At 67.3% G+C, this 24,081-nt stretch carries 20 protein-coding genes; 7 read left to right on the top strand and 13 right to left on the bottom strand.

Features of this window, described 5'->3' with window-relative positions; all coding sequences use genetic code 11:
• Window positions 1–103: 103 nt before the first annotated feature.
• Genes ACFYXB_RS03490 through ACFYXB_RS03480 form a run of 3 tightly spaced genes read right to left on the bottom strand, consistent with a single transcriptional unit; the run spans window position 104 to window position 1,633 of the window.
• Window positions 104–520, bottom strand: coding sequence for a DUF6113 family protein (locus ACFYXB_RS03490; RefSeq protein ID WP_389577237.1), 417 nt, complete (start codon window positions 518–520; stop codon window positions 104–106).
• Entirely contained in the window at window positions 517–1,380 is an 864-nt protein-coding gene (mshB, locus tag ACFYXB_RS03485; RefSeq protein ID WP_389577235.1) for an N-acetyl-1-D-myo-inositol-2-amino-2-deoxy-alpha-D-glucopyranoside deacetylase, read from the bottom strand. Before mshB ends, ACFYXB_RS03490 begins: the two co-directional genes overlap by 4 nt.
• 58 nt (window positions 1,381–1,438) lie before the next feature.
• Complete coding sequence (locus tag ACFYXB_RS03480; RefSeq protein ID WP_189310777.1) at window positions 1,439–1,633, bottom strand: hypothetical protein; 195 nt, start codon at window positions 1,631–1,633, stop codon at window positions 1,439–1,441.
• Between the two features lie 190 nt (window positions 1,634–1,823).
• Here ACFYXB_RS03480 and ACFYXB_RS03475 point away from each other — a divergent pair, with 190 nt between their 5' ends.
• Window positions 1,824–3,935: a prolyl oligopeptidase family serine peptidase gene (locus ACFYXB_RS03475; protein WP_389577234.1), complete on the top strand. Its 2,112-nt coding sequence runs from the start codon at window positions 1,824–1,826 to the stop codon at window positions 3,933–3,935.
• A gap of 128 nt (window positions 3,936–4,063) precedes the next feature.
• Here ACFYXB_RS03475 and ACFYXB_RS03470 read toward each other — a convergent pair whose 3' ends face one another.
• From ACFYXB_RS03470 to ACFYXB_RS03450, 5 genes are read right to left on the bottom strand one after another with little or no spacing between them, the layout of a single operon-like run.
• Complete coding sequence (locus ACFYXB_RS03470; RefSeq protein ID WP_389577233.1) at window positions 4,064–5,128, bottom strand: ABC transporter ATP-binding protein; 1,065 nt, start codon at window positions 5,126–5,128, stop codon at window positions 4,064–4,066.
• Complete coding sequence (locus ACFYXB_RS03465; protein ID WP_389577231.1) at window positions 5,112–6,095, bottom strand: ABC transporter ATP-binding protein; 984 nt, start codon at window positions 6,093–6,095, stop codon at window positions 5,112–5,114. Before ACFYXB_RS03465 ends, ACFYXB_RS03470 begins: the two co-directional genes overlap by 17 nt.
• 9 nt (window positions 6,096–6,104) lie before the next feature.
• Entirely contained in the window at window positions 6,105–7,085 is a 981-nt protein-coding gene (locus ACFYXB_RS03460; protein WP_389577230.1) for an ABC transporter permease, read from the bottom strand.
• Complete coding sequence (locus ACFYXB_RS03455) at window positions 7,078–8,001, bottom strand: ABC transporter permease (protein WP_351344032.1); 924 nt, start codon at window positions 7,999–8,001, stop codon at window positions 7,078–7,080. Before ACFYXB_RS03455 ends, ACFYXB_RS03460 begins: the two co-directional genes overlap by 8 nt.
• Before the next feature lie 6 nt (window positions 8,002–8,007).
• Window positions 8,008–9,636, bottom strand: coding sequence for an ABC transporter substrate-binding protein (locus ACFYXB_RS03450; RefSeq protein WP_389577228.1), 1,629 nt, complete (start codon window positions 9,634–9,636; stop codon window positions 8,008–8,010).
• 526 nt (window positions 9,637–10,162) lie between these two features.
• Here ACFYXB_RS03450 and ACFYXB_RS03445 point away from each other — a divergent pair.
• From ACFYXB_RS03445 to ACFYXB_RS03420, 6 genes are all read left to right on the top strand, one after another.
• A complete protein-coding gene (locus tag ACFYXB_RS03445; protein WP_351344038.1) occupies window positions 10,163–11,152 on the top strand; it encodes an ABC transporter permease in 990 nt (329 codons plus the stop codon).
• 82 nt (window positions 11,153–11,234) lie between these two features.
• Window positions 11,235–12,998, top strand: coding sequence for an ABC transporter substrate-binding protein (locus tag ACFYXB_RS03440; RefSeq protein WP_389577226.1), 1,764 nt, complete (start codon window positions 11,235–11,237; stop codon window positions 12,996–12,998).
• Between the two features lie 97 nt (window positions 12,999–13,095).
• Entirely contained in the window at window positions 13,096–14,076 is a 981-nt protein-coding gene (locus ACFYXB_RS03435) for an ABC transporter permease (protein WP_389577224.1), read from the top strand.
• 48 nt (window positions 14,077–14,124) lie between these two features.
• Window positions 14,125–15,162, top strand: coding sequence for an ABC transporter ATP-binding protein (locus tag ACFYXB_RS03430; RefSeq protein ID WP_389577222.1), 1,038 nt, complete (start codon window positions 14,125–14,127; stop codon window positions 15,160–15,162).
• Between the two features lie 26 nt (window positions 15,163–15,188).
• On the top strand, window positions 15,189–16,235 hold the full coding sequence (locus tag ACFYXB_RS03425; RefSeq protein ID WP_388497600.1) for an ABC transporter ATP-binding protein: 1,047 nt from the start codon (window positions 15,189–15,191) through the stop codon (window positions 16,233–16,235).
• 207 nt (window positions 16,236–16,442) lie between these two features.
• Window positions 16,443–17,189, top strand: coding sequence for a class I SAM-dependent methyltransferase (locus ACFYXB_RS03420; protein ID WP_389577220.1), 747 nt, complete (start codon window positions 16,443–16,445; stop codon window positions 17,187–17,189).
• Between the two features lie 88 nt (window positions 17,190–17,277).
• On the opposite strand, the gene ACFYXB_RS03415 is transcribed toward ACFYXB_RS03420, so the two are convergent.
• The 5 genes from ACFYXB_RS03415 to ACFYXB_RS03395 all read right to left on the bottom strand — a co-directional run bounded on the left by ACFYXB_RS03415 (window position 17,278) and on the right by ACFYXB_RS03395 (window position 23,505).
• Complete coding sequence (locus tag ACFYXB_RS03415) at window positions 17,278–18,405, bottom strand: ABC transporter ATP-binding protein (protein WP_389577218.1); 1,128 nt, start codon at window positions 18,403–18,405, stop codon at window positions 17,278–17,280.
• Between the two features lie 11 nt (window positions 18,406–18,416).
• Window positions 18,417–19,481 carry an ABC transporter ATP-binding protein gene (locus ACFYXB_RS03410; protein WP_389577216.1) on the bottom strand — a complete coding sequence of 355 codons (1,065 nt, stop codon included), beginning with the start codon at window positions 19,479–19,481 and terminating at the stop codon, window positions 18,417–18,419.
• Window positions 19,482–19,489: 8 nt separating this feature from the next.
• Window positions 19,490–20,470 carry an ABC transporter permease gene (locus ACFYXB_RS03405; protein ID WP_388497607.1) on the bottom strand — a complete coding sequence of 327 codons (981 nt, stop codon included), beginning with the start codon at window positions 20,468–20,470 and terminating at the stop codon, window positions 19,490–19,492.
• A 94-nt stretch (window positions 20,471–20,564) separates the two neighbouring features.
• Window positions 20,565–22,373: an ABC transporter substrate-binding protein gene (locus tag ACFYXB_RS03400; RefSeq protein WP_389577213.1), complete on the bottom strand. Its 1,809-nt coding sequence runs from the start codon at window positions 22,371–22,373 to the stop codon at window positions 20,565–20,567.
• A gap of 97 nt (window positions 22,374–22,470) precedes the next feature.
• Window positions 22,471–23,505, bottom strand: a complete 1,035-nt coding sequence (locus ACFYXB_RS03395) for an ABC transporter permease (protein ID WP_351344066.1) — start codon at window positions 23,503–23,505, stop codon at window positions 22,471–22,473.
• Window positions 23,506–24,081 lie beyond the last annotated feature (576 nt).

The raw sequence follows: 24,081 nt of genomic DNA, 5'->3' as shown, positions 1-24,081 counted from the left end.
CGGCGGCGCGCACCACCATACTGGCCACTTCCGGCCTGTATCCCATGACCGCCGGGGAAACCCACACGGCACTTGCACGCGCGCCTCACGGCGAAGTGGTACGTCACTTGGCAAGTCGGGCGCCGTTGCCGCCCGGTCGCCTCCCCAGTCCGATGGTGGCGCAGATCACAGCCACGGCCATGCCGCCCAGGAGGAAGAGATAGGAGCCACCTCCCGCGCCGAAGAGGAAGTCACCTTCCGGACGGCTGGCGGTGAGCAGGATGACGGCGAGCATCCAGCCGGCCGCGGGCGCGACCGCCCCGCCGCGGCCGCCGGTGGCACGTGCCCCGCCGAGGAAGAGCCCGGCCGAGCCGGCCAGGGCGAGCAGCAGTCCGCCGGGCAACCAGCCCGCTTGCACCAGCGAACCGGCGATTCCGACGACGGCACCGAGCACGAACAGTCCGAGGTGCGCGGCGATCCGCCCGGCGGAGGGGCGCTGCAGCGGCTGGGCGAGCATCGGGCCGCGTCCCGCCGTACTCATGGCGTCTCCTCGTGGGTGGCGCCGGTCCCGGCGAACAGATCGGTCTCGCCGGTCGCCTCCCCGTTCACCAGCTCGTAGTACTCGGTGGTGAAGATCGGCTGCGCCAGCTCGTTGGACAGCGCGAAGTACTCTCCGGCGACCTCGACCTGCGTGGCGTGGGCCGCCATCGCGGCGGCCTTGGCGGCGGCGTGGGCGGTGCCGTCGATCACGGTGGTGATCCGGTCGGCGTCCACCACGCCCGGCACGTCGTCGACGGCGCCGCTCTTGGCGAAGGGGAGGTCGGGCAGCGCGTCCGCGAGGCGGGCGAAGGCGGCCTCGGCGACGGGGCGCGGGACGCGGTTCCAGTAGACCTTGGCGATGCGGTGACCGGCGTCGGCAGCCAGCTCGACGGCGCGCATGGCGACGCGGTGGGCCTGGATGTGGTCGGGGTGGCCGTATCCGCCGTCGGCGTCGTAGGTGACCAGGACCTGGGGGCGGACCTCCAGGATCACCTCGGTGAGGAGTGCGGCGGCCTCGTCGACGTCGGCCTGCCAGAAGCAGTGCGGGTCGTCGTTGTCGGCGAGGCCCATCATCCCGGAGTCGCCGTACCGCCCGGCGCCGCCGAGCAGGCGGAAGTCGTCGACGCCGAGTTCACGCATCGCGGCCGTGAGCTCGCGTCGGCGGTGGGCGCCGAGGGGCGCGCCGGTCAGATGCCGCAACTCGGGCGGGATGACCTCGCCCCGCTCGCCCAGGGTGCAGGTGACCAGGGTGACCCGCGCGCCCTCGGCCGCGTACCTGGCCATGGTCGCGCCGTTGTTGATCGACTCGTCGTCCGGGTGCGCGTGCACCAGGAGCAGACGCCGGTCGGGCAGTTCCGTCATGGACCCCACCCTACGAGGCGGCACGGACGGTGCCGAGCAACGCGGGGTGGGAGGGCGGTCAGAACTTGATGCTACCGATCATGCTGGCGAGGTTCGTCGTGAGGTCGCTGATGGTGGGGGCAACCGTCGAGGAGGCGAGATAGAAGCCGAGGAGCATGCAGACGACCGCATGGCCGCCCTTCAGCCCTGACTTCTTGATCAGTAGGAAGACGATGATCGCCAGCAGCACCACCGCCGAAATCGAGAGTGCCACGGCGGCTCACCTCCAAGTGTCCCGGGGATTCGGGGGGTTCGGACTATGGGGGTTGTAGATCGGTACAGCAAATCCATGCGGATGCCTGCGGGTTGATACCCACGCAGCGGTAGTGATCATAACTATCCGTGCTCGCGCATCGCGCGGCGCACAGCCGCACAAGGGGGCGCATGGCCAATATGGTCAGGGCATGACGACCGAGCCTGACTCCTTCCCCCGACGGCACGCACGCACCCAGCGGTTCACGCTCGGCGCGCCGCGCGCGTTCACCGTGGCTCCCGACGGTTCCCGTGTCGCGTTCCTGCGCTCGGACTCCGGTACGGACCGGGCCAACTCACTCTGGATTCTCGATGTGGCGGACGGCGGGGAGCGCGTGGCGGCCGACCCGCGCGCCCTGCTGGGCGGGGCCACGGAACACCTCTCGCCCGAGGAGCGGGCGCGTCGCGAGCGCAGCCGCGAGGGTGGCGCCGGCATCGTCGGCTATGCCACCGACACGGCCCTGGAACTGGCGTCTTTCGCCTTGTCAGGGCGCCTTTTCACGGCGGAGCTGCGGGCCGGTACGGCACGTGAACTCACCGTCCCCGGGCCGGTGATCGACCCCCGCCCGTCCCCCGACGGACGGCATGTCGCGTACGTCGCGGAGGGCGCCCTGCGGGTGGTGGGCGCCGAGGGCGAGGGCGACCGGGCGCTGGCCGAGCCGGAGAGGGCCGATGTCACCTACGGGCTGGCCGAGTTCATCGCGGCCGAGGAAATGGGGCGTGAGCGGGGATTCTGGTGGGCGCCCGAGTCGGACCGACTGCTGGTGGCGCGCGCGGACGACACGCCGGTGCAGCGGTGGTGGATCGCCGACCCCGCCCATCCGGAGCGTGAGCCACACCACGTCGGGTATCCGGCGGCGGGCACGGCGAACGCGGAGGTGCGGCTGTTCGTGATCGGCCTGAACGGGGCGCGCACGGAGGTCGTCTGGGACCGGGCTCGCTATCCGTATCTGGCGCGAGTGCACTGGTCAGAGGCGGGTGCGCCGCTGCTTCTGGTGCAGGCGCGCAACCAGCGCAGCCAGCTGTTCCTGGCCGTGGACCTGGACACGGGGACGACCCGGATGGTGCACGCCGACGAAGATCCAACATGGCTTGAACTTTTCCCTGGGGTGCCCTGCTGGAGCCCCTCGGGACAGCTGGTGCGGATCGCCGACGAGGGGGGCGCGCGGGTGCTAACGGTGGGTGAACGCCCGCTGACAGGAGCCCAGTTGCACATCCGTTCGGTGCTCGACGTCGGCGCCGACGACGTGCTGGTCTCGGCGTCCGCCGGCGAGGAGGCGGAGGCGGCCGAAACCGGCGAGGTGCACGTCTACCGGGTGAACGAGCTCGGCGTGGAGCGCGTGTCGCAGGAGCCGGGCGTGCACTCGGCGGTGCGCGCAGGCGGGGTGACCGTGCTGGTCTCCGCAACGCTCGACCGGCCGGGTTCCCGGGTCCAGGTACTGCGTGACGGGAAGCCGACGACGACTGTCACGTCGTACGCCGAAGATCCCGGTTTGTCTCCTCGGGTGACCCTCACCGAGGGGGGCGCACGCCGAATTCCGTGCGCCGTGCTTATGCCACAGGACTACCACGGCGACACTCCCCTGCCGGTTTTGCTGGACCCCTACGGGGGTCCGCACGGGCCGCGGGTGGTCGCCGCGCACAACGCGCATCTGACCTCGCAGTGGTTCGCCGACCAGAGCTTCGCGGTGGTCGTCGCCGACGGCCGTGGCACCCCGGGCCGCTCCCCGGCCTGGGAGAAGGCGGTCCACGGCGACTTCACGGTCTCCCTGGACGACCAGGTCGAGGCGCTCCAGGACCTCGCGAAGCGCTTCCCGCTCGACCTGTCCCGGGTGGGCATCCGCGGCTGGTCGTACGGCGGCTGGCTCGCGGGCCTGGCAGTGCTGCGCCGCCCGGACGTCTTCCACGCGGGCATCGCGGGCGCGCCGGTCACCGACTGGCGCCTGTACGACACCCACTACACGGAGCGGTATCTCGGCGACCCGGCCCAGGACCCCGAGGCGTACGCGCAGAGCTCGCTTGTCACCGACGAGGGTCTTTCCGCCCCGGCCGAGCCGCACCGCCCGCTGATGATCGTGCACGGCCTGGCCGACGACAACGTGGTGGTCGCGCACACCCTGCGGCTGTCCTCGGCGCTGCTCGCGGCGGGCCGCCCGCACGAGGTGCTCCCGCTGTCGGGCGTGACGCACATGACCCCGCAGGAGCAGGTCGCGGAGAACCTGCTGCTGCTCCAGGTGGACTTCCTCAAGCGCTCCCTGGCGTAACATGACAAACAGCCATGAACTGCGTTAACACGCAGGCAACTCCACGGAAGCGGTGCCGATATACGGACGCGCGAGGCTGAACAGCGTACGGCCGTGCGGGTGCCGTAAACGGGCCGGGGTGCGCCATGTCACCCCGGCCCGTTGCCGTTCCCGGGCTCCTCCGTCGGCACCACCTGCTTCTCTTCCGCAAAGAGGCACGCCGAGTCGTGCGCCGCCGGGCCGCCCCTGAGCCGGAACTCGGCGGGCACCGCGAGCGCCGGCACCTCCAGGGCGCAGCGCTCCTGGGCCTTCCAGCAGCGGGTGCGGAACCGGCATCCCGAGGGCACGTTCGTCGGGGAGGGGACGTCACCGGTGAGGATGATCCGCTCGCGGTGCTCCCGGGCGTCCGGGTCGGGGACGGGGACCGCGGACAGCAGGGCCTGGGTGTAGGGGTGCGTGGGGTGCTCGTAGATCTCCGCGTCCCGGCCGATCTCCACGATCCGCCCCAGGTACATCACCGCGACCCGGTCCGAGATGTGCCGCACGATCGACAGGTCGTGCGCGATGAAGACGTACGACAGCTCGAACTCGGCCTGGAGCCGGTCGAGCAGGTTGATCACCTGCGCCTGGACCGACACGTCCAGCGCGGACACCGGTTCATCGGCGACGATCACCTCGGGGCGCAGCGCCAACCCCCTTGCGATGCCGATGCGTTGGCGCTGGCCACCGGAGAACTGGTGCGGATAGCGGTTGATGTACTCGGGGTTGAGGCCGACCACGTCGAGGAGCTCCTGGACCCGGCGGCGCCGGTCGCCCTTGGGGGCCGCCTCGGGGTGGATCTCGTAGGGCTCCCCGATGATGTCGCCCACGGTCATCCGGGGGTTGAGGGAGGTGTACGGGTCCTGGAAGACCATCTGGATGTTGCGGCGGACCGCCTTGAGGGCCTTGCCCGACAGTCTCGTGATGTCCTCGCCCTTGAACCTGATCGAACCGGCCGTCGGTTTCTCCAGGTTGCACAGCATCTTGGCGACCGTCGACTTGCCGCAGCCCGACTCGCCCACGAGGCCGAGGGTTTCGCCGCGGCCGAGCGTGAAGTCGACGCCGTCGACCGCCTTCACCTCCCCGATGTGCTTCTTGAACAGGATGCCCCGGGTGAGGGGGTAGTGCTTGACGAGTCCGCTGACCTCCAGGATCGGCTCAGTGGTCGACGTCATGCAGGCACTCCCTCCAGAAGTGGCAGGCGCTGGCGCGGTCCTCGGAGACCTCGTACAGCGGCGGCTCGTCCGTACGGCACACGTCACGGGCCATCGGGCAGCGGGGGTTGAAGGCGCAGCCGGGCGGGATGTTCATGAGGTTCGGCGGCAGGCCCTTGATGGCGTAGAGCTCCTGGCCCTTCTGGTCCAGGCGCGGGATGGAGTCCAGCAGACCCCTGGTGTACGGATGGGCGGGCGCCTTGTAGATGTCGTGGACAGGGGCCGACTCGACGATCCGGCCCGCGTACATGACGGCGATACGGTCGGCCACGTCCGCGACCACCCCGAGGTCGTGGGTGATCAGGATCAGTCCCATGCGGTACTCGCGCTGCAAATCCGCGAGCAGGTCCATCACCTGGGCCTGGACGGTGACGTCGAGGGCGGTGGTGGGTTCGTCGGCGATGACGAGCGCCGGTTCGAGGGCCAGCGCCATGGCGATCATGATGCGCTGGCGCATGCCGCCGGAGAACTGGTGGGGATAGTCGCGCACCCGCTCGGCGGCGGCCGGAATGCGCACCCGCTCCATCAGCTCGACGGCCTTGGCCCGCGCGTCCTTCTTCGACATCCCGCGGTGCACGACGAACATCTCGCCGAGCTGGTCGCCCACGGAGAGCACGGGGTTGAGGGCGGACAGCGCGTCCTGGAAGATCATCGCCATCCCGGCGCCGCGGACCTTGCGCCGCTCCTCCTCCTTCAGCTTCAGCAAGTCCGTGCCCTGGAAGAGGATTTCCCCGCCTGTGATCTTCCCGGGTGGCATGTCGAGGATCCCCATCACGGCCTGCGCGGTCACCGACTTGCCGGACCCCGACTCACCGAGCACGGCCAGGGTCTCCCCCGCGTCCACGCCGTACGAGACACCGTTGACGGCGCGGGCGATCCCGTCCCGGGTCCTGAACTCCACGTGCAGATCCCGCACTTCGAGCAGCATGGCGGCGCGTCACCTCAGCTTCGGGTCGAGGGCGTCGCGCACCGCGTCGCCGAGCATGATGAAGGCCAGGACCGTGATCGCCAGCGCTCCCGAGGGCCACAGCAGGGCGTGCGGGGCATTGCGGATATAGGGGGAGGCGGCGGAGATGTCGATTCCCCAGGAAACGCTGGGCGGTTTCAGGCCGACACCGAGGTACGACAGGGTCGCCTCCAGCGAGATGTAGGTGCCGAGCGCGATGGTCGCCACGACGATCACCGGCGCGACGGCGTTGGGCGCGATGTGCCGCAGCAGGATGCGGGAGTGGGAGGCGCCCAGGGCGCGGGCGGCCTGGACGTAGTCGTTCTGCTTGGACGTGATGACCGAGCCGCGGGCGATGCGGGAGATCTGCGGCCAGCCAAGGAGCACCATGAACCCGATGACGGGCCAGACCGTGTTGCTGGTCACCACGGACAGCAGGACAAGACCGCCGAGGACCACGGGAATCGCAAAAAAGACGTCGGTGATGCGGGACAGGACCGAGTCCCACACCCCGCCGTAGTACCCGGCGAGCCCGCCGAGCACCGAGCCGAGGATCGCCACCCCGAGCGTGGCGCAGACGCCGACCGTGACGGACGTACGTGCGCCGTACACGGTGCGCGTGTACACGTTGCAGCCCTGTCCGTCGTACCCGAAGGGGGCACCCTGCTGCGAACCCTGCTGGGACTTGGCGAGGTTGCAGGTCAGGGGGCTGCCGGAGGCGATCAGCGAGGGCCACAGGGAGATGACGACGAGGAAGAGGATCACGAGCGCGGAGACGATGAAGACCGGGTTGCGGCGCAGGTCGCGCCAGGCGTCGGACCACAGGGAGCGGGGCTTGCCGGCCGGGCCCGTGCCGAGCGGTCCGCCCGGAGTCCGCTCCAGGGTCTCGGCCTCGCTGGTCGCGAGGTCCATCCCGCCGCCCATTCCGGTGCCCGCGATCACACCGTCCGGCTCGTGCGGCTGATCAGGCATAGCGGATCCTCGGGTCGAGTACGGCGTAGAGGAGGTCGACGAGCAGGTTGGCCACCAGGAAGACGAGGACGAGGACGGTCACGAAGCCGACGACGGTCTGGGTGTTCTGCCGGAGGATGCCCTGGTAGAGCTGGTAGCCGACGCCGTGGATGTTGAAGATGCGCTCGGTGACGATGGCCCCTCCCATCAGCGCGCCGATGTCGGTGCCGATGAACGTGACGACGGGGATGAGGGAGTTGCGCAGCAGATGCCGGGTGACGACCCGGCGCCGGGGCAGGCCCTTGGCGATCGCCGTACGGACGTAGTCGGACCGCTTGTTCTCCGCGATGGAGGTGCGGGTCAGCCGGGTCACATAGGCGAGGGACACGGACGCGAGGACCAGGCCCGGCACGATCAGTTCGCCGAACGTGGCGTCCGAGGAGACGGACGGCTGGATCCACTGCCACTTGATGCCGAGCAGCAGTTGGAGCACCAGGCCGGTGACGAAGACGGGCACCGAGATGACGACCAGGGTGAGCACCAGGACCGTCGTGTCGACGGGCCGGCCGCGGCGCAGCCCGGTGAGCACGCCGAGCGTGATGCCGACGACGATCTCGAGGAGGATCGCCACGATCGTCAGCCGGATGGTGACGGGGAACGCCGTCGCCATCAGCTCGGTGACCGGCTGGCCGTTGAACGCCGTACCGAAGTCACCGGTGAAGAGGTGCCCCATGTAGGTCAGGTATTGCTGCCACAGGGGCTTGTCGAGCCCGAACTCCTTCTTCAGCTGGGCGGCCGTCGCCGGGTCGCACTGCCGCTCGCCGCACAGTCCCGCGATGGGGTCGCCCATCACGTTCACCATCAGGAAGATCAGCAGCGTGGCCCCGATGAACACCGGGATCATCTGGAGCAGCCGCCGGACGACATAGCGTCCCATGGCGGCTCAGCTGACCTTGATCTCGTTGTAGACGGGGACGCTGAACGGGTTCAGCGCCACATTGGACAGGCGCTGCGAGTAGCCGGCGCTGCCGTTCTGGTACCAGAGCGGGATGGCGGCCATGTTGTCCCGGACGACCTTCTCGGCCTCCTGGAAGGTCTGCACCGCCGTGGCCGTGTCGGTCTCGGCGTTCGCCTGATCGACGAGTTTGTCGAAGTCCTGGTTGGACCACTTGCCGTCGTTGGAGGAGGCGTTGGTGTAGTAGAGCGGCTGGAGGAAGTTCTGGATCAGCGGGTAGTCCATCTGCCAGCCGGCCCGGAACGGCCCGCTCATCTTGTGCTGCCCGATCTGGTTGCGAAAGTCGGCGAAGGTGCCGACGGGGTTGCCGACGCAGGCCTTCTCGTTGCCGAGCGCGTTGTTGATGGAGTTGCACACGGCGTCGATCCACTCCTTGTGCGAACCCGTGTCGGCGTTGTATGTGACCTTGACCTGGCCGCCCGGGATCCCGCCGCCCTCCTGGACCAGCTTCTTCGCCTCGGCCGGGTTGTACTCGCAGCCGTCCCCGCACAGCCCCTCCTTGAAGCCGCCCTCCGTGCCGAGGACCGGTGAGGTCCAGTCGGTGGCCGGGGTGCGGGTCTTCTGGAAGATGGTGTCCGTGATCTGCGCCCGGTTGATGGCCATGGACAGGCCCTTGCGGACCTTCTCCGAGCCGCTCTTGTTCCAGGCCGGGTCGTAGTACGGGAACGCGAGCGTCTGGATGATGCCGGCCGGGGTGTTGATGTACCGGTCGCCGAGGTCGTTCTTGACGTTCCTGAGCTGGGCCGCGGGGATGTCGTCGACGAGGTCGAGGTTGCCGGCCAGCAGGTCGGTGTAGGCGGTGTTGCTGTCGGTGTAGACCTTGAGCGTCACGCCAACGTTCTGCGCCTTGTCGTCGCCGGGGTAGCCGTCCCACTTCTTCAGCTCCATCTGCGAGCCCTTGGTGTACGACTCGATGGCGTACGGCCCGTTTCCCACCGGTTTGCTCAGCCAGCCGGCGTGATCGGTGAAGAAGGACTGCGGCAGCGGGTCGAAGGCCGCGTAGCCGAGGGTGTCGGGGAAGCTGGAGAACTTCTGGTTGAGCTTGACGGTGAAGGTCTTGTCGTCGACAACCTTGAGCCCGTCGAGCTTCTCGGCGGTCTGTGAGCCGCCCTCCGGGTGGACCTTGTCGTAGCCGTCGATGTAGCCGAAGAAGTACGCGTTCTTCTGGTTGTTCTTCAGGCTCGCGCCGTAGTTCCAGGCGTCGACGAACGACTTGGCCGTCACCTTCTCGCCGTTGCTGAAGGTCCAGCCGTCCTTGATCGTGACGGTGAAGTTCTGCGAGTCCGAGGTCTCGATGTTCTCGGCGAGCATGTTCTCGGCCGCGCCGGTCTTCGGGTTGTAGTGCTTCAGCCCCCGGAAGATCATGTCGAGGACCTTGCCGCCCTGCACCTCGTTGGTGTTCGACGGCTCCAGCGGGTTCTGCGGGTCGCCCCAGGAGGAGCTGAGCACCGCGCCGCCACCGCCGCCGCTGCTCCCGCCCCCGCCACCGCAGGCCGTCGCGGCCAGCACCACCGCCACCGCACCCGCGGCCCATCGGGTGTGTCTGGCTCCCCGCATGGCGTGCCTCCTCCGTGCGTACCGATCACGAATACTGACCCATTACCGGTCAATATCGGTCCGATCGGCTCATACCGCATGCACGCACCACCCATCCGAGGAGCTTTGAGCGGCCGGATCATCCGGATGCACGCAGCTCTCCGGGACGGGCTGGACGATCTTGAATCAGTGGGCAATGGATCTTCGCGTTCCGATGCCGAACCGTTGGATTGCGACCCTCAGGTGTACGGATTTCGACACGCTACCGTCCGCATATCGAACTCGTTGCCCGATTGGTCAAATTAGCCCGAATTAAGACACGGATCGATCACAGGAATCTACCCGCGTAGCTACGGAATGGTCATGGGCAGGCAAAGAAGGTAAAGAGAAACCCAACGTGCCCGAGATTTTGTTGACCGTGAATGAATTGCGTTGAAAAAGTCCGGCATAGCCCGTAGGGGAGCGTGCCCTGCGGAGTCATCAGACCCTCCCTTGGGCCAGGAGCACCATGACCCCCCCAACTCCATCTGCGTCTGCCCCGCTTGAGGTGACCGACGAGATCGTCGAGAAGTCGATCACTGTGGGCAACTCGAAGGGCAGCGAGAGCCGCTCTCCGGGACGCTTGGCCTGGAAGCGGTTCAAGCGTGACCGTACGGGCGTTATATCCGCGTACATCGTGATCTTCTTCTTCGTGATCGCGATAGCGGCGCCGCTGATATCCAAGCTTTACGGCAAAGACCCGTACACCACCTACGCGAGCCAGGACCCGAGCCTGCTCGACGCCTTCTCGTACCCCGCGGGTCCGAACGGCGGCATGAGTTCGCAGTTCTGGTTCGGCATCGAACCGCAGCTCGGCCGGGACGTCTTCACGTTCCTGCTGTACGGCATCCGGACCTCGCTGGGCATCGCCGTGGCCGCCACGATCCTCACCGTGGTCGCCGGCGTCGTGGTCGGCGTCACGGCCGGCTACCTGGGCGGCAAGACCGACTACCTGGTCGGCCGGGTCATCGACATCCTTCTCTCGTTCCCGTCCACGTTGTTCTTCATCGCGTTCATGCCGGTCGTCTACGGCATCTTCGTCGCGCCCGACGACAACATCCCGACCTGGCTGCGCGCCACCGCCCTGATCGTGGTGCTGTCCACGTTCGGCTGGGCTTCCATCGCGCGTCTGCTGCGGGGTCAGGTGCTGGGCCTGCGCGAGCGTGAGTTCGTCGAGGCGGCCAAGGTCACCGGTGCGCCCCCGATGCGCATCGTGTTCAAGGAGCTGCTGCCGAACCTGTGGACGCCGATCATCATCCAGTCCACGCTGCTGCTCCCGGCCCTCGTGACCACCGAGGCGGGCCTGTCCTTCCTCGGTGTCGGCATCATCGACCCGACCCCGGACTGGGGCGTCATGATCGCCCGAGGCGCCCAGTTCTACTCCCAGGACATCACCTTCATGCTCTTCCCGGGCATCTCAATGGTGATCTTCGTCGTCGCCTTCAACCTGCTCGGCGACTCCGTGCGTGACGCGCTCGACCCGAAGTCGAAGCGGTAGCACTCACCTTTTCACCCGGCCCGGTTCGATGACGTCCGGCTGGTTCCGACCGCCCGAATTGACCTCCCTAGGCAGGCTCAGCATGTCTTTTTCTCGTAGAAACTTCCTGATCGCCACCGGCGTGGCCGCGGCCTCCACGACTGTGCTGAGCGCCTGCGGCAGCGGCAGCGGCGACAAGGGCGCCACCGACAAGAACATCCCGTCGGTGAGCAAGGCCAAGACCATGAACATCCCGGTCGGCACCAAGGCCGACTCGACGGGTCCGGCCCCGGAGGTCGCGGGCGCGGTCAAGGGCGGGACCGTCTACGGCCTTGACCAGTTCGACATGGACCACATGGACCCGGCCCAGATCTACGTCGCCACCGAGGGCGCCATCACCCGGCCGATCCTGCGCGGCCTGACCGGCTACAAGGTCGACGACAACGGCGGCTGCACGCTCGTCGGCGACGTCGCCACCGACGCCGGCACCATGAAGAACGGCGGCAAGACCTGGTCGTTCACGATCAAGGACGGCATCAAGTGGGAGGACGGCACCGACCTCTCCCTGGACGACGTCCGCCACAGCTTCGAGCGACTCTTCGCGTCCTTCGTCACCGAGGGTCCGCGCTACGTCCAGCAGTGGCTGGTCGGCGGCGACAAGTACAAGGGCCCCTACAGCGGCAAGAAGCTCGGCTCGATCGACGTCTCCGGGAGGACCATCACCTTCCACCTCACCGAGGCCCGCACCGACTTCAACTTCACGCTGGCCATGCCGGGCTACAGCCTCGTGAACAAGAAGAAGGACACCAAGGAGAAGTACGACAAGCGTCCGTACGCCCTCGGCCCCTACAAGATCGGGGACCGTAAGATCGGCAAGTCGCTGACGTACGTGCGCAACGAGCACTGGGACCCGCAGACGGACTCGATCCGCAACGCCTACCCGGACCAGTACGTCTTCCAGTTCGGCTTCGAGCTGGTCGCCTCCACCGACCGCTACATCGCTGACCAGGGCAACGACCAGTCCGCGGTGTCGATCTTCAACGAGGTCGCCCCGGAGCGCATCGCCCAGGTCCTCACCAACGCCACGCTGAAGCAGCGTGTCCTCAGCCAGGTCGACACGGTCACCTACTACTGGCCGATCAACATGACCCGGGTCAAGGACCTGAAGGTCCGCCAGGCCATCAACTACGCCTGGCCGCACCTGCAGCTGCAGACCATCGCCGGTGGCAAGGCCGCCACCGAGATCGCGACCACCATCCTCAGCCCGGTCACCCCCGGCTACGAGAAGTTCGACCTGTACGGCACGGACAAGAAGCCGGGCGGCGACCCCGTCAAGGCGAAGGCCCTGCTGAAGGAGGCCGGCAAGGTCGGCCAGAAGCTGGTCATCGCCTACCAGGCGTCGGACACCGCGGTGAAGAGCGCCGTCGCCATCAAGAACGCGCTGGAGGCGGCCGGTTTCCAGGTCGTCAACAAGCAGGTGGACAAGTCGACCTTCTACACCCAGATCGGCAAGATCGACAACGGCTACGACCTGTTCGCGGCCGGCTGGAGCCCGGACTGGCCGAATGGCTACTCCGTCTTCTACCCCTGCTGGAGCGGCAAGAACATCGGCGACGGCCGCAGCAACTACGCCCAGCTGAACGACCCGAGCGTGAACAAGGCGATCGACGCGGCCGCGAAGATCACGGACCCGGACAAGGCCAACAAGGCCTGGGGCAACGTCGACCGCATGGTCATGGAGGTGGCGGCGGTCGTCCCGGACTACCACAAGATCCGCAACTGGATGTACGGCTCCAAGATCGGCAACGTCGTCTACGACGCCGGCAACACCTGCATCGCGCTCACCAAGCTGTACGTCAAGAAGTAAGCGCGCCAGCCCCCCGAGGGGCGGTCACGACCTGGCCGCCCCTCAGGTCCACCCCCCTAGCCCCGGCGACGGCGCCCCGTCCGGAAAGTCACGGCCCATGTTCCGCTTCCTTGTCCGCCGAGTCCTCGGCGCGCTGGTCATCCTGTTGATCATCAGCGCCGTCACCTTCTGGCTCTTCTACGCCATCCCGCGTGACCCCGCCATGATGTCGTGCGGCAAGAACTGCACGCCCGACATGCTCCAGCAGGTCCGGCACAACCTGGGCATCGACCACCCGGTCCCGGTCCAGTACTGGTACTGGCTGAAGGGCATCTTCGTCGGCCGCAGCTACGGCGACTTCGGCAACTGCAGCGCGCCCTGCCTGGGCTACTCGTTCGCCAACCGCGAGCCCGTCCTCGGTACGATCCTGGACCGGCTCCCGCTGACCCTCTCGCTCGCTTTCGGCTCGGCCGTCGTCTTCCTGATCTTCGGTATCGGCGCCGGCATGATCGCCGCGGTCAAGCAGGGCAAGTGGCAGGACAAGCTGGCCAGCTCGGGCTCGCTGATCGCCTCCTCGCTGCAGATCTACTTCGTCGGCTACATCGCGATGTACTTCCTCGTGTCCAAGCTCGGCATCCTCGACAACCCGTCGTACACGGCCATCACCGACAACCCCGTCAAGTGGGCCTCGGGGCTGCTGTTGCCCTGGCTGGTGCTGGCTCTGATCTGGACCGCCAACTACACCCGTATGACGCGCTCCCAGATGGTCGAGACGCTCAACGAGGACTATGTCCGCACGGCCCGCGCCAAGGGCATGTCCTCGCGCACCGTGTTCTTCCGGTTCGCCTGGCGCGGTGCGATGGGTCCGATCGTCACCATCTTCGGCATCGACCTGGCCACGCTCATCGGCGGCGCGATCATCACCGAGTCGGTGTTCAGCCTCCAGGGCGTCGGCCGGCTCGCGCTGGACGCCGTGAACAAGAGCGACCTGCCCATGGTGCTGGGTGTGACCCTTCTGTCCGCCGGCGCAATCGTGTTCTTCAACATCATCGTGGACGCCGTCTACGCCTCCATCGACCCGCGGATCCGGCTCGCCTGACCTCCGCCCCACCCCCTACCTCTCGCATCACCCCCCAGGAGCGTCACCGTGACGAGCACCGATCAGCAGCCGTTCCTCTCCGTCAAGGATCTGAGGGTCCACTTCTCCACCGAGGACGGCATCGTCAAGGCCGTCGACGGGCTCAGCTTCGACCTGGCCAAGGGCCAGACGCTCGGCATCGTCGGTGAGTCCGGCTCCGGCAAGTCCGTGACCAACCTGACGATCCTGGGGCTGCACGACCCCGCCCGGACCACGATCGACGGCGAGATCCTGCTCGACGGCAAGGAACTGCTCAGCGCCTCCGAGAAGGAACTGGCGCGGCTGCGCGGCAACAAGATGTCCATGATCTTCCAGGACGCGCTGGCCTCGCTGTCGCCGTACCACACCGTCGGCACGCAGATCGCCGAGACGTACCGCAAGCACACCGGTGCCTCCAAGAAGGAGTCGCGGGCGCGGGCGATCGAGATGCTGCGGCGGGTCGGGATCCCGCAGCCGGACGTCCGGGTGGACGACTACCCGCACCAGTTCTCCGGCGGTATGCGCCAGCGCGCGATGATCGCGATGGCGCTGGTCTGTGACCCGGAGCTGCTGATCGCGGACGAGCCGACCACGGCCCTCGACGTGACGGTCCAGGCGCAGATCATGGACCTGCTCAAGGATCTCCAGCAGGAGTTCGGCACGGCGATCATCTTCATCACCCACGACCTCGGTGTCATCGCCGACGTCGCGGACGACGTGCTGGTGATGTACGGCGGCCGGTGCGTGGAGCGCGGTACGAAGCGCGAGGTGCTCGGCGCGCCGCAGCACCCGTACACCGTGGGCCTGCTGAGCTCGATGCCGAGCCTGGAAGGGCCGGTCGACGTGCCGCTGTCGCCGATCCCGGGCGCCCCGCCCTCGCTGCTCAACCCGCCCACCGGCTGCCGCTTCCACCCGCGCTGTGCCTTCGCCGAGAAGGTCGCGGGCGGGCGCTGCTCCAGTGAGCGGCCCGCGCTCGACGTGGTGGACGGCCGGGGTTCGGCCTGCCATCTCACGCTGGAGCAGCGTGCGGAATTCTTCGCCGACCTCGCCGGTACCCGGCACCACTGACGGACACGAGACGGGACTTCACGATCATGAGCAACACGAACCCCCTCCTGGACGTCTCCGGGCTGACCAAGCACTTCCCGATCAAGGGCGGTTTCCCGATCCGGCGGACCGTCGGGGCGGTACAGGCCGTGGACGGGCTGGACTTCCAGGTCGCCGAGGGCGAGAGCCTGGGTCTGGTCGGTGAGTCGGGCTGCGGCAAGTCGACGACCGGCCGGCTGATCACGCGCCTGCTTGAGCCGACGGCCGGCAAGGTCCTCTACCGCGGCCAGGACATCACGCACGCGGGCCGCAGGGCGCTGGCGCCGGTGCGGTCCGAGATCCAGATGATCTTCCAGGACCCGTACGCCTCGCTGAACCCGCGGCAGACGGTCGGCAAGATCATCTCGGGTCCGATGGAGATCAACGACATCAACCCGCCGGGCGGCCGCGAGGCGCGCGTGCGCGAACTGCTGGAGATCGTCGGCCTCAATCCCGAGCACTACAACCGCTTCCCGCACGAGTTCTCGGGCGGCCAGCGCCAGCGCATCGGTGTCGCCCGTGCGCTGGCCCTGGAGCCGAAGCTGATCGTGGCGGACGAACCGGTCTCGGCCCTGGACGTCTCGATCCAGGCGCAGGTGGTCAACCTGCTCCAGAAGGTCCAGCAGGAACTCGGCATCGCGTTCGTGTTCATCGCCCACGACCTGGCGATCGTGCGGCACTTCTCGCAGCGCGTCGCGGTGATGTACCTCGGCAAGATCGTCGAGATCGCCGACCGCGAGGACCTGTACGGCAACCCGCGCCACCCCTACACCCGGGCGCTGCTGTCCGCGGTGCCCGAGGCCACGGTCGACGAGGACGCACCGGCGCGCGAGCGCATCCGCCTCGTCGGTGACGTGCCGTCCCCCATCAACCCGCCCACCGGCTGCCGCTTCCGCACGCGCTGCTGGAAGGCGACGGAGAAGTGCGCGACCGAGGCCCCGCCGCTGGTCCAGGTCGAGGGCAACAAGCCCGGCCACCTGACGGCGTGCCACTACCCGGAGACGGCGGGCACGATCTCGGCCGGCCTCTCCAAGAACCCCGAGGCGGCGGCCTGACACACCCCTTTCCGTCAGCCGCCCCTCGCGGAACGGACTCTCACCGGCCCCTTGACCCGAGCCCACGAACGTCCGCTCCAGGGGAGCGAGGGCCCGCACATCACATGATGTGCGGGCCCTTCTCGTTGCCTGGCGAGCCCCCACTTCCGTGCCCCCGGAACCGTGGAACCCGTGATGACGTACACGTCCGTATGACAGACTGCCGCGGTGGTCGATCATTCGTTCGCCGATCTCTCGCTCGCCGCGTTGTACGACAGACTCAATCCGTGGGGGCCGGGGGACGACTTCTACCTCGATCTGGTGATGGCCGCGGGGGCGGTGCTCGATGTCGGCTGTGGGACCGGACGGTTGCTGCGGCGGGCGTACGAGGACGGTCATCGTGGGCGGTTGATGGGGCTCGATCCGGCCGCGGCGATGCTCGTGCAGGCGCGGCGGGCCGTGCCCGGATGTGAGTGGGTGCTCGGGGATCTGCGTACGCGGCTCTGGGGCGGGGAGTTCGAGCTGGTCGTGATGACCGGGCATGCCTTTCAAGTGCTGCTCGACGACCATGAGTTGAGGGCCTGTCTGGGTGCCGTACGGGACGCGCTCCGGGACGGCGGGCGGTTCGTGTTCGAGACGCGCAATCCGACCGCGCGGGCCTGGGAGACGTGGACGCCGGACCGGGTTCGTGAAGTGACCGGCCCCGACGGCACCGCCGTACACGTGTGGCACGAGGTACTGGGTGACGGGCCCGTCGGGGACCGTGTCACCTTCACCGAGACCTTCGAGAGCTCCGTCTGGCAGCGTCCCCGCGTCAGCCGCGCCACCCTTCGGTTCCTCGAACCCGATTCTCTGTCCGGCTTCCTGGCCGAGGCCGGATTCGAGGTCCTGGAGCAGTACGGAGACTGGGCGCGGGGGCCGCTGACGGACTCCAGCCCGGAGATCATCACCGTGGCCGGCAAGAGCACTTCCTGAAGGGCAAGTCCCGGAGATACGCGAACAGCCGACGCGCCCGGGGCAGTTGCCCCTCGCGCGCCGGCTGTACGTCCAGCTGCTTGCCGGGTCAGTCGTCCGACTCCGCCGCCTCCTCCAGCGCCGCCAGCGCCGGGTCCAGGACGATGTCCTCGTCCCTCGCCTCGATCGTCGGCTCCTCCGGGAAGTGACAGGCCGTCAGGTGGCCCGTGCGGTTGCCGGAGATCCGGACCAGCGGGGGCTCCTCCGTGGCGCACTTGTCCTGCGCCTTCCAGCAGCGCGTGCGAAAACGGCAACCGGAGGGCGGGGAGATCGGTGACGGCACGTCACCGGCCAGGCGGATGCGCTCGCGTCCTACCGAGTCGTCGTCCGTGAGGTTCACCTCGGGCACCGCGGACAGAAGCGCGTGGGTGTAGGGGTGCCGGGGGCGAGTGTAGATGGAGTCCCGGTCGCCCACCTCGATGATCTTGCCGAGGTACATCACCGCGACGCGCTGCGAGAAGTGCCGTACCACCGCGAGGTCGTGGGCGATGAAGAGGAACGCGATGCCGAGTTCCTTCTGCACCTTCTGGAGCAGGTTGACCACCTGCGCCTGGATCGAGACGTCCAGCGCCGACACCGGCTCGTCCGCCACGATCAGCTTCGGCTCCAGGGCCAACGCCCTTGCCACACCGATACGTTGACGCTGGCCGCCGGAGAACTCGTGCGGGAAGCGGTTGTAGTGCTCGGGGTTCAGGCCGACGATCTCCAGTAGTTCGCGGACCCGCGTCTCGCGGCCGCCCGCCGGCTCGATGCCGTTGATCTCCATCGGGTTCGAGATGATCTTGCCGACCGTCTGCCGCGGGTTCAGCGACGAGTACGGGTCCTGGAAGATCATCTGGATCTCGGAGCGGATGGGCGCCAGTTCCTTGCGCGAGGCACGGCTGATGTCCTTGCCCCGGTACGAGATCCGCCCGGCCGTCGGCTCAAGGAGACGCGTGATCAGCCGACCGGTCGTCGACTTACCGCAGCCCGACTCCCCCACCAGGCCGAAGCTCTCACCCACCGCCACGGTCAGGTCGACGCCGTCCACGGCCTGCACCGCGCCGACGGTCCGCCGGATCGGGAAACCGCCCTTGACCGGGAAGTGCTTGGTCAGCCCCGAGACCTCGAGGAGCGGTTCGCCCGCTGCTCCTTCGGACGTCTCGAGCGGGCTGGGGAGGACGAGGTCCTCTTTCATGACGTGTCCTCCTAGCCCAGACGGGGCTTGATCTCTTCGATGAAGATGGTCCGCTTCTGCTCCGCCGTGAGGTGGCACGCCGAGGCCCGGTCAGGACCCAGCAGCGGCCGTACGTCGACACAGCGGTCGCGGAACTCGACGCGGTCCTGGAAGGTGCACCGCGGGTGGAAGGGGCAGCCGCTGGGCGGGTTGAGCAGCGAGGGCGGGGCGCCGGGGATAGGCTCCAGCGGAGCGTCGAGGTCGGCGTCCAGTCGCGGCATCGAGTTCAACAGGCCCCAGGTGTACGGGTGCTGGGGCGAGCGCAGCACCTCGTCGACCGTGCCTCGCTCCACCGCCCCGCCCGCGTACATCACCATGATGTCGTCGGCCATGTCGGCGATGACACCGAGGTCGTGCGTGATGAAGACGATGCCAGTCCCGAACTCCCGCTGCAGGTCCTTCAGGAGGTCGAGGATCTGGGCCTGGACCGTCACGTCGAGGGCCGTGGTCGGCTCGTCAGCGATCAGCAGGTCCGGGTCGCACACCAGCGCCATCGCGATCATCGCGCGCTGGCGCATACCGCCGGAGAACTGGTGCGGGTAATCACTCGCCCGCTCCTTGGGGTTGGGGATGCCCACCTTGCCGAGCATCTCCACCGCGCGGTTCCAGGCGACCTTCTTGGAGGCGCCGGTGTGCTTCATGTACGGCTCGGCGATCTGCCGGCCCACCGTGTAGTACGGCGACAGCGCGGTCAGCGGGTCCTGGAAGATCATGGCGACCTTGTTGCCGCGCAGCTTCTCCAGTTCCGACTCCCGGGCCGTCGTCAACTCCTGCCCTTCGAGCAGGATTTCGCCCTCGACGGTGGTGAACATGGGGTTGTGCAGGCCGAGGACGGTCAGATTGGTGACCGACTTGCCGGACCCCGACTCGCCCACGATGCCCAGGGTCCTGCCGCGCTGGAGGTCGAAGGAGAGCCCGTCCACGGCCTTGACGATGCCGTCCTCGGTCTTGAAGCTGACGTGCAGGTCCCGCACCGAGAGCAGGGGTCCGGCACCGGCCGGGGAAGGAGTACCGGCTTCCTTGGTGAGAGTGGTCACAGGTGCTCCTAGGCCAGCCGTACGCGCGGGTCGATGAAGGCGTAGCACGCGTCGACGATGATGTTGAACAGCAGGATCATGGTCGCGGAGAACAGCATCACGCCGAGCAGCAGCGGCAGGTCACTGAAGAAGACGGACTGCACCGCGAGGTTGCCGAGCCCCGGCAGGCTGAAGGTGTACTCGGTGATGATCGCGCCGCCGAGCAGTGATCCGAGGTCGATACCGAAGATGGTGACGATAGGGATCAGCGAGCCGCGCCAGGCGTAGCGGAAGAAGACGTACCGGCGGGACATGCCCTTGGCGCGGGCGGTGCGGACGTGCTCCTCCTGGAGCTGCTCGATCATCGACGAGCGCGCCATACGGGTGTACTGCGCGGCGAAGATCGTGGAGAGGACCGCCCAGGGGATGATCAGGCCCGTGAACCAGCTGACCGGGTTCCCCAGGAAGTCGTTGTAGGCCGGTTTGTCGAACAAGTGGGTCTGGTAGACGAGGATCGCCAGTGCCAGCGGGCCGAGGAAGTAGATCTGCATCGAACTGAGCACCATCGCCCCGGCGGTGGCCGTCTTGTCCACCATTGTGCCGCGCCGCCACGCGGCGAGCAGTCCGGTGCCGAGGCCGACGATCAGGAAGCAGACGGAGCCGCCGATGGTGAGCGAGACGGTGGTGGGCAGGCGGTCGATCAGGGTGCCCCAGACCTGCTCGTTCGTGTGGTACGAGTACCCGAAGCAGGGGGCGGGGCAGGGGCCTTGGGCAAAGTCGTTGCTGCCCAGGACGAGATTGTGCAGGAAGATCCAGTACTGCTCGGGGACGGACTTGTCGAGGCCGAGCACATGGTGGATGTTCGCGATGCTGTCCGGGTTGCAGGTCTTCCCGCACATCAGCAGCGCCGGGTCGCGTGGCACCCCGAAGAACAACACGAACGTGACGATGCTCAGCAGGAAGAGAATGACGACGGCGCCGAGAAACCGGCGGACGAGGAAGCGCAGCATGACAGGGGCAGCTCTCTGACGTCAGCGGGCCGCACCGTACCCGGTGCGGCGCCGCGCGAGGCGGACGCACGCACCGGGTACCGGCCGGGGACGATTACTTGATGAACAGGCGACGCGGGTCGATGCCACCGATCACGTCGTCGTAGACGAGGCCGCCGACCTTGGAACCGGCGATCTGGGACTGCTTGTAGTACGCGGTCGGGACGACGTTGGTGACGTCCTTCACGATGTACTGGTCGAGCTTCTCCCACTCGGCCGCGGCCTTGACCGGGTCGGTGATCGTGTTGATCCGGTCAATCTCGCTGTTGACCTTCGGATCGTTGACCTGCGAGTAGTTCTGCGCACCGTCGGCGATCACGCGACCGTCGTACAGCGGCGGGATCACGGTCGAGGCGGACGGCCAGTCGGCACCCCACGCGGTGTGGAAGATGTCGTAGTTGTTGTCGAGCTTGCTGACCTGGTCGTAGTAGGTCTCGGCCGGGATCTCCTGGCGCTGGACGTCGAAGCCGGCCTTCTTCAGGCCCGCCGCCATCGCGGTGGAGTACTGCTGGCCCTCGGGGGTGTTGATGTAGCCGAAGGTCAGCTTCATGTTGAGCTTGCCGGCCTCCTTGAGGAGGGACTTGGCCTTCTCCGGGTCACCGGCCGGCTTCTTCTTCTTGCCGAACGGGTCGAAGGAGGCGTCGTAGCCGGAGACGGTCGGGGAGATCAGACCGCCGGCGACCTCCATCGCGTCGGTGCCGCCGTAGGCGCGGACGAACGGCGTGATGGGAAGGGCGTAGGCGATGGCCTCGCGCACCTTCTTGTCCTGCATCGCCGGGTGCTTCATGTTGATGTTCATCTGCCCGACGTACGGCTGGTAGCCGGACACCGTGCGGGACTTCATCTTCGGGTCCTTGAGGACGTTGGACAGGTTGCCCGCGTCCACCTGGTTGTTGAAGCTGACGCCGGTCTGGTCCGCGCCGCTGTCCGCGAGCAGGGCCTTGGTGGACGTCTCGAACTGCTGGTTGAACGTGAAGTTGAACTGGTCGATGTACTGGTGGCGGATCGGGTCCGTCTTCGCGTCCCAGTTGGTGTTCTTGACCAGCACCATCGACTTGCCGGACTTGAACGACTGGATCTTGTACGGACCGGACGTCACGGGCGCCTTGTCGTAGCGCTCCTTGGTGTCGCCCTTCTCGGACACCACCGCGTAACCCGCCATGGCGAGCGCGTACGGGAAGTCGGGGTGGGCCGTCTTGAAGTGGAAGACGATCGTCTTGTCGTCCGGCGTCTCGAGGATCGAGTTCGGCAGGTGCTTGCCCTTGTAGGGGCCGTCCTTGAGGAGCTTGCGGTAGTCCGCACCCGGGGTGTCGGCCAGCCACTGCTGGATGTACGCCGGTCCCTGGTTGATGAACGGCGCGAACATACGCTCGAAGGTGTGCCGGACGTCCTTGGACGTGATCGCCGAGCCGTCGGCGAACTTGATGCCGTCCTTCAGCGTGTACTTCCAGGTCTTGCCGCCGTCCGTGGTGGTACCGGAGTCGGTGGCGAGGTCACCGACGACCTCGTGCTGGGAGCCGTCGTTGCTGGTCGCCTTGTAGCCCGTCAGGCCTCTGTGCAGCAGCGTGGCCAGCGAGCCCTCGTCGGAGACGTAGATCTGCGCCGGGTCGAGGTGCGCGTAGCTGTCGCGCTGCAGCACCTCCATCGTGCCGCCGGGCTTGGCGCCCGGGACCTCCGCGGCCGGACCCGTGGAGTCCGCGGCGTCGCCGAACTTGATCGACGCCTGCTGACGCTTGGCGTTCGCGTTGTCCTTCTTTTCGTTGCCGCCGCTGTCGCTGCCGCCCTTGCTGCAACCGGTGAGCACAAGAGCTCCGGCCGCGAGCACGGAGAGTGCGCCGTATACGTGGCGTCCGCCCCTACTCATCACTGAAGTTTCCCACCCATCTGTTGTGTCACCAGTGCGAAATCACTGCTGTGAAAAGCAGCTCCGGGAAAGAACCGGAACTCGTGGTACTGGCTGGTCAGCGCGCGGTCTTGGGGTCGAAAGCGTCCCTGACCGAATCCCCGAGCAGGTTGAACGCGACGATGAAGATGATCATCGAAATGCCGGGGAAGAACATGTAGGTGATGTCGTTCTGCATCACGAGTTCCGTCGACGCCTTGGAGAACATCTGTCCCCAGTCCGGCGTCGGTTCGACGATGCCCACACCCAGGTAGGACAGTCCGGCCTCGGCGGTCACGAAGGCCGGCAGCATGTACGTCGTCTGCACCAGCAGCGGTGTGACGACGTTGGGCAGGATCTCCTTGCGGATGATCCGCCACGGCGAGGCCCCGCTGACCTTCGCCGCCTCGATGAACTCCCGCTCGCGCAGGGCGAGCGAGGTGCCGCGCAGGATGCGGGCGAGACTCATCCAGCCGAGGAACCACTGGACGAGGATCAGCGCAACCACACGGACGTAAGTCGGCGTCTCATCACGGGGACTGACGAACAGTGAGACGACCACCGGCATGCTCGCGATGAAGAACAGCTGCGCGGGGAACGCCAGCAGGAAGTCGATGACCCGGCCGATGGCGAAGTCGGCGCGCCCGCCCAGATAGCCGGCCGCGACACCGAGCAGGATGCCGGTGACGACGACCGCGATCGTGACCGCGACGGAGATCATCAGCGAGGTGCGGATGCCGTAGATCAGCTTGGTGAGGACGTCGTAGCCGTTGCCGGGCTCGAGTCCGAACCAGAACTCGCTGCTGATACCGCCGTTGGGCTGGACGGGCACACCCGCGCTGTCGAACAGCTCGGGGCGTTCGTCCGCGTAGATGGTGTAGGGGTCCTTGCCGTAGAGCTTGGAGATCAGCGGAGCGAGCAGGCCGATCAGGAAGAAGAAGAGCACGACGTAGGCAGAGATCACGCCCGTGCGGTCCCGCTTGAAGCGGATCCACATCAGCTGGCCGGGAGACCGGCCCTCGAGCTTGACGGCCTCGGTCTTCGTCTTCGGGCCGGGTTCGCCGTCGACGATCACCGAAGTCCCGCCGCCCTCAATGTCGATAGGACTTGTCACGGTTCGTCCGTTTCACAGGTATGGGTGGAGGAGGCCCTGGGTACTCCGAGTACCGCGAATCCGCAGCCGGACGCGCGTAGTTGATCGGCCGCACTGAACGGCCGATCGATGACTCAGAGCTGGCCGCAGGACGAACGGTCGGGGTCCGGCCTGCCGGACGGCGCGAACGCGACCCACCTGGTGTTCGTGACACCGCGCATGGGTGTTCCTCCTCATGACTTCACGTCTTCACCAACAGGAGGGGGTAACCGTCCGAAACCTCCGACACCCCTGACGGAGGGTCAGACACCCCCTGGTGCTCGTGAGTCGGCGCTGTCCCCACAGCGCGTGACCCGTTGACCCGAGCGCTACGCGGCTAACTATCTGCCATGAGCCAACACCCGACCACTGTTCTTAAATCTCAATTCAGTCACAGCTGCCACCTAGACCTTCCAAAATCTGGACAAACTGTTCGAGCGAAGAAGGCCACGAAACGGACGTGTTACATGGCTATCGGGCAGCGATCTCCGCGTTTCGGACATCGGGGCCCGGAAAACGAGTTGCAAAAAGCCCGGGTGCCCCCACGATGGGGGGCAC

The sequence above is a fragment of the Streptomyces sp. NPDC002619 genome, assembly GCF_042889305.1.
In the GTDB taxonomy this organism is placed as follows: Bacteria; Actinomycetota; Actinomycetes; order Streptomycetales; family Streptomycetaceae; genus Streptomyces.
This window is presented reverse-complemented; position numbering and strand designations above follow the sequence as displayed.